A 6000-nucleotide genomic window follows, 5' to 3' on the forward strand; every position below is an offset into this window, starting at 1 on the left:
CTTTGTGCACAGCGACCATTAGCTAGATAGCTAAAAGCCAGCAGCGCCGGCGCGCACGGCCGCGGCCCGCACCACCGGTGGGTGGTGCGGGCCGTTGCAATCAGCGCTTGCCCAGCATGTGGCCGGTCTTGCACATGTTGGTGTGCCAGGAGAAGGCTTCTTCGAGGATGTGCGGGGTCTGGCCGCCGACGCTGGCGCAGGCGCGGTCGAAGTAGTCCTGCATGGCCGGGCGGAAGTCCGGGTGCACGCACTTGTCGATGATCAGCTGGGCGCGCTCGCGCGGCGCCAGGCCACGCAGGTCGGCCAGGCCCTGCTCGGTGACGATGATGTCCACGTCGTGCTCGTTGTGGTCGACGTGCGGAACCATCGGCACGGCGCTGGAGATGGCGCCGCCCTTGGCGATCGACTTGGTCACGAAGATCGCCAGGTGGGAGTTGCGGGTGAAGTCGCCCGAGCCGCCCAGGCCGTTCATCATGTGGGTGCCGTTGACGTGGGTGGAGTTGACGTTGCCGTAGATGTCGAACTCCAGCGCGGTGTTGATGCCGATGATGCCGATGCGGCGGACGATCTCCGGATGGTTGGAGATTTCCTGCGGGCGCAGCACCAGCTTGTCCTTGTACTTGTCGAGGTTGGCCATCACATGGTGGCACATGCGCTCGGACAGGGTGAACGAGCAGCCGGAGGCGGCGGCCAGCTTGCCGGCGTCGAACAGCTCGAAGGTGGAGTCCTGCAGCACTTCGGAGTACATGGTCAGGCCGCTGAAGTTGGACTTCAGCAGGCCGCTCATCACGGCGTTGGCGATGGTGCCGACGCCGGCCTGCAGCGGCAGCAGGCTGGAGGTCAGGTTGCCGCGCTCGACTTCCATTTCGAGGAAGGCGATCAGGTGGTCAGCGATGGCCTGGGTGTCCTCATCGGACGGCAGGACGGCGGAGTAGGAGTCTTCCTGGTCGGTGATGACGATGGCGGCGATGCGCGCCGGGTCGCACGGGATGTAGGGGGTGCCGATGCGGTCCTGGCCGTTGATCAGCGGCACCGGGCCGCGGTTCGGGCGCTTGGCCGGCAGGTAGATGTCGTGCAGGCCTTCCAGGGCGGCCGGGTGGGCCAGGTTCAGCTCGACGATCACCACGTCGGCTTCGGCGAAGCTGGCGGAGTTGCCCACCGAGGTGGTCGGCACGATGCCGCCGTTCTCGGTAATGGCGCAGGCTTCGATGATTGCCACGTTGACCTTCGGCAGGCTGCCGGCACGCAGCTGTTCGACGGTGTCGGACAGGTGCTGGTCGATGAACATGACTTCACCGCTGTTGATCGCCTTGCGCAGGCCGGCATCGGACTGGAACGGCATGCGGCGGGCCAGCAGACCGGACTCGGCCATCTGCTTGTCCATGTCGTTGCCCAGGCTGGCGCCGGTGATCAGGGTGATCTTCAGCTCTTCCTGACGAGCGCGCGCGGCCAGGGCCAGCGGCAGCTTCTTGGCTTCGCCGGCACGCGTGAAGCCGCTCATGCCGACGGTGTTTCCGTTCTTGACCAGCTTGGCCGCTTCTTCGGCGGTGGTGATTTTTTCGCAGAGGGACGCGAGGCGGATACGATCGGCGTACTGGGACATGCAGCGGCTCCTAGATCTTCTTGTGGGCTGAACAGCCCCCGAGTCTAGGGTTTCGCTCGCCTCACGCCTGTAATACGAAGGTCAAGTGCGCATCACGGAGGGGGCTTGCTCAGAAACATCGACAGCCACCGCCGATTGTGCGCAGGTGGCTGTCGCTCAACGCTTTTTGGGTCAGTCCACGGCCTTGACCATGTCTTCGATGACCTTCTTGGCGTCGCCAAAGACCATCATGGTCTTGTCCATGTAGAACAGCTCGTTGTCCAGGCCGGCGTAGCCGCTGGCCATCGAGCGCTTGTTGACGATCACCGTCTTGGCCTTGTAGGCCTCGAGGATCGGCATGCCGGCGATCGGCGACTTCGGATCGTTCTTGGCCGCCGGGTTGACCACGTCGTTGGCGCCCAACACCAGCACCACGTCGGTCTGGCCGAACTCGCTGTTGATGTCCTCCATCTCGAACACCTGCTCGTAAGGCACCTCGGCCTCGGCCAGCAGCACATTCATGTGCCCGGGCATACGGCCGGCTACCGGGTGGATGGCGTACTTCACGGTCACGCCACGGTGGGTCAGCTTCTCGGCCAGCTCCATCAGCGCGTGCTGGGCACGGGCCACCGCCAGGCCGTAGCCGGGCACGATCACCACGCTGTCGGCGTTGGTCAGCAGGAAGGCGGCGTCATCGCTGGAGCCGGACTTCACGTTGCGCTGCACCTGCTCGCCGCCGGCGTTGGCGCCACCGGCCTCGGCGCCGAAGCCGCCCAGGATCACGTTGAAGAACGAGCGGTTCATCGCCTTGCACATGATGTAGGAGAGGATCGCGCCCGAGGAACCGACCAGCGAACCGGCGATGATCAGCATCGAGTTGTTCAGCGAGAAGCCGATACCGGCCGCCGCCCAGCCCGAGTAGCTGTTGAGCATCGACACCACCACCGGCATGTCGGCGCCACCGATGGGGATGATGATCAGCACGCCGATGATGAAGGCCAGCGCCACCAGAATGGCGAACGAGATGACATCACCGGTGAAGGTGTACATCAGGCCCAGGCCGACGATGACCAGGCCCACTGCCAGGTTCAGCAGGTGCTGGCCCTTGAACACCACCGGCGCGCCCTGGAACAGGCGGAACTTGTACTTGCCGGACAGCTTGCCGAAGGCGATCACCGAACCGGAGAAGGTGATGGCACCGATGGCCGCGCCGAGGAACAGCTCCAGGCGGTTGCCGGCCGGAATCGGGTCGGCGATCGAGGTGACGATGCCCAGCGACTGCGGCTCAGCCACGGCGGCGATGGCGATGAACACCGCGGCCAGGCCGATCATGCTGTGCATGAACGCCACCAGCTCGGGCATCTTGGTCATTTCCACGCGCTTGGCCATGATCGAGCCGGCGGTGCCGCCGATCAGCAGGCCGACGATCACGTAGCCGATGCCCTGGGTGGCCAGCTCGGTGCCGAGCTTATAGATGAGGGCGACGGTGGTCAGCACGGCGATGGCCATGCCGATCATGCCGAACAGGTTGCCGCGCCGCGAGCTGGTCGGGTGCGACAGGCCCTTGAGCGCCTGGATGAAGCACACCGAGGCGATCAGGTAGAGGACGGTGATCAGGTTCATGCTCATTGATTACTTCTCCACCGGGGCCTTCGCGGCCTTCTTCTTGAACATTTCCAGCATGCGCCGGGTCACCAGGAAACCGCCGAACACGTTGACCGCCGCCAGCGTCACGGCCAGGGTGCCCATGGCCTTGCCCAGCGGGGTGACGGTCAGCGCGGCGGCCAGCATGGCGCCGACGATGACGATGGCCGAGATGGCGTTGGTAACGGCCATCAGCGGGGTGTGCAGGGCGGGGGTGACGTTCCAGACCACGTGGTAGCCCACATAGATGGCCAGCACGAAGATGATCAGGTTGTAGATACCGTCGGAAATCAGGTCCATGTCCGTGCCCCTTAGCCGTTCTTGCGCACGACTTCACCGTCCCGGCACATCAGGCAGGCGGCGACGATGTCGTCTTCGAGGTTGAGGTGGAACTGGCCGTCCTTGTCGATGACCAGCTTGAGGAAGTCCAGCAGATTGCGGGCATACAGCGCGGAGGCGTCCGCCGGCACCAGCGCGGGCAGGTTGGTGTGACCGACCAGGGTGACGCCGTGCCTGACCACTACCTGATCCGCTTCGGTCAGCGGGCAGTTGCCACCCTGGGCAGCGGCCAGGTCGATGATCACCGAGCCCGGCTTCATTTCCGCGACGGTGGCTTCCTGCAGCAGGATGGGCGCCTTGCGGCCGGGGATCAGTGCAGTGGTAATGACGATGTCGGCCTGCTTGGCGCGCTCGTGCACGGCCTTGGCCTGGCGCTCCATCCAGGACTGCGGCATCGGGCGGGCGTAACCGCCGACGCCCTGGGCGCACTCGCGCTCCTCGTCGGTCTCGAACGGCACGTCGACGAACTTGGCGCCGAGGGATTCGATCTGCTCCTTCACCGCCGGGCGCACGTCGGAGGCTTCGATCACCGCGCCCAGGCGCTTGGCGGTGGCAATGGCCTGCAGGCCAGCCACGCCGGCACCGAGAATCAGCACGCGGGCGGCCTTCACGGTGCCGGCGGCGGTCATCAGCATGGGCATGAAGCGCGGGTAGTGGTTGGCGGCGAGCATCACGGCCTTGTAGCCGGCGATGTTGGCCTGGGAAGAGAGCACATCCAGGCTCTGCGCGCGCGAGGTGCGCGGCGCGGCTTCCAGGGCGAAGGCGGTGACGCCTTGCTGGGCCATGCGCGCGAGGCTGGCGTTGTCGAAGGGGTTGAGCATGCCGACCAGCACCGCGCCCGGCTTCATCTGCGCCAGTTCGCTGTCGCTGGGGGCGACTACCTTGAGCACCAGGTCGGCGGCGAAGGCCTCGGCGGCGGAGACGATGCGTGCGCCGGCCTGTTCGTAGGCGCTGTCCGGGATGCAGGCATGGCTGCCGGCCGAAGCCTGAACGGCCACCTGATGTCCCTGACCGACAAGCTTCTTCACGGTCTCGGGGGTGGCGGCCACGCGGGTTTCCCCAGCGTGGGTTTCTAGGGGAATGCCGATGAGCACTTCCGTTCTCCTATTTATCGTTGTTCTGTCCGGCCAATACTGGGACTACACCCTCCGAAGGTCGTAGTTCCGGAGGAAGGCGCGGCATTGTGCAGGTGAACGAATAGGCCATCAAGATTTTTGAAGTAAAACATCCGTTGAACTACAAGTCGATATATGACCGTTCAGTCATATCTCTCTGCCGTGCGGTTCTCGGTAATTCCTTGACTGGAAATAAGGGTCTTGGGGCTGAAGTCGAAGAAAGGTCGGCTTCGTGCATCCGGGGATGGTGGGTCACCGGCTTGCGGTCCGGAAAATGTAGTCGTTTCTGGCCGTGACTACATTGCGGGCTGGATGGCTGTGCTGGTCGAATCGCTCGGTGGTGAGCGTGCAGCCCTCGCTGGTGATGGTGCCCATCTATATGTATGTGCGGCACCGGGGCTTCCCGGCAGAAGTATCTGCTCGGCTCGCCAGTGGCGAATCGATCGGCTGGTTTGGTCTGACCGAGTCGGATCATGGCGATCCCGGCGCGATGATCACCCGGGTGCGCAAAGGTTCGCGGCTTCGTGCTGGCTGGCAGGGATTCAGCGCCTCGGGCCTCCAGGGCAAGGTTGGGCTGCGTGCGTCGCGATCGCCATGGACGAGGCGTTCTGTTCGGACGGCCTTCCCCAAGGCGTGTGGCTTGAAGGGTCCCCCTGAGCTCGGCGCGCTATGGAATTGCCTGGGGCGCGTTGGGCGTGGCGGAACCCTGCTGGCATGCCGCCAACCAGCTGATTCAGAAGAAGCTGGCCGACATGCAGGCGGACATTGCCCTGGCATTGCAGGGTTGTCTGCCTCTGGGGTGCATGAGGGATGAGGGGGCTGCTGCCGTGGAAATCATCTCGATGATGAAGCGCAACAGTTGCGGCAGGTGCTGGATCTCGCGTGGCAACGGTATCAGTGATGAGTTCGGTATGACGCCGCCTGGTCAATTTGGAGGTGGTAAATACTAATGAAGGTACGCACGACGTATATGTCCTGATCCTGGGGCGGGCCCAGACTGGCATCCAGGCGTTCTTTTGATAGCTGCGCAATAAAAAGTTTGACAACAGTTTCTGCTCACCTATAATGCGCCCCACTTCCAGCGCAGAGCTGCTGAAAACTCCTTGTAAATCAATGAGTTGGATGTTCGGGTCTGGGTTGGAATGCTCGCTAGAGGAAGCGGGCTGCTGGTCGAGGCGGGGTTGACAGTGTCGTTTGGCGCTGTATGATTCGCCTCCCGCTAGCGAGCTGGGTTGATTCGGTTCGCAGTGGTAAGCAGTTGAGTTGAAACGAAAAGTTTTCAAAGCAACGCTTGACAAGCAAAACGGCCGCTGTAGAATG

General features: G+C 63.7%; 4 protein-coding genes and 1 pseudogene. 1 reads left to right on the plus strand and 4 read right to left on the minus strand.

Annotated elements, in window-relative coordinates; all coding sequences use genetic code 11:
• Positions 1-100: 100 nt before the first annotated feature.
• The 4 genes from VL129_RS00755 to VL129_RS00770 all read right to left on the minus strand — a co-directional run bounded on the left by VL129_RS00755 (position 101) and on the right by VL129_RS00770 (position 4659).
• Positions 101-1603, minus strand: coding sequence for an acetyl-CoA hydrolase/transferase family protein (locus tag VL129_RS00755; protein WP_325409064.1), 1503 nt, complete (start codon positions 1601-1603; stop codon positions 101-103).
• Between the two features lie 171 nt (positions 1604-1774).
• Positions 1775-3211 (minus strand): NAD(P)(+) transhydrogenase (Re/Si-specific) subunit beta, encoded by a 1437-nt coding sequence (locus VL129_RS00760; protein ID WP_325409066.1) that lies wholly within the window; start codon positions 3209-3211, stop codon positions 1775-1777.
• Positions 3212-3214: 3 nt separating this feature from the next.
• Positions 3215-3526 (minus strand): NAD(P) transhydrogenase subunit alpha part 2, encoded by a 312-nt coding sequence (locus tag VL129_RS00765; protein ID WP_325409068.1) that lies wholly within the window; start codon positions 3524-3526, stop codon positions 3215-3217.
• Positions 3527-3537: 11 nt separating this feature from the next.
• A complete protein-coding gene (locus tag VL129_RS00770; RefSeq protein WP_325409070.1) occupies positions 3538-4659 on the minus strand; it encodes a Re/Si-specific NAD(P)(+) transhydrogenase subunit alpha in 1122 nt (373 codons plus the stop codon).
• Positions 4660-5011: 352 nt separating this feature from the next.
• Here VL129_RS00770 and VL129_RS00775 point away from each other — a divergent pair.
• Positions 5012-5700: pseudogene (locus VL129_RS00775) on the plus strand (acyl-CoA dehydrogenase family protein); the annotation flags it as partial.
• Positions 5701-6000: the final 300 nt, after the last annotated feature.

This window comes from Pseudomonas sp., from assembly GCF_035497915.1.
Taxonomy (GTDB): Bacteria; Pseudomonadota; Gammaproteobacteria; order Pseudomonadales; family Pseudomonadaceae; genus Serpens.

Excerpts from the sequence above, each read along its gene's own strand:
- VL129_RS00755 (WP_325409064.1), bottom strand. The coding sequence starts at position 1,603 with ATGTCCCAGTACGCCGATCGTATCCGCCTCGCGTCCCTCTGCGAAAAA.
- VL129_RS00760 (WP_325409066.1), bottom strand. The coding sequence starts at position 3,211 with ATGAGCATGAACCTGATCACCGTCCTCTACCTGATCGCCTCGGTGTGC.
- VL129_RS00765 (WP_325409068.1), bottom strand. The coding sequence starts at position 3,526 with ATGGACCTGATTTCCGACGGTATCTACAACCTGATCATCTTCGTGCTG.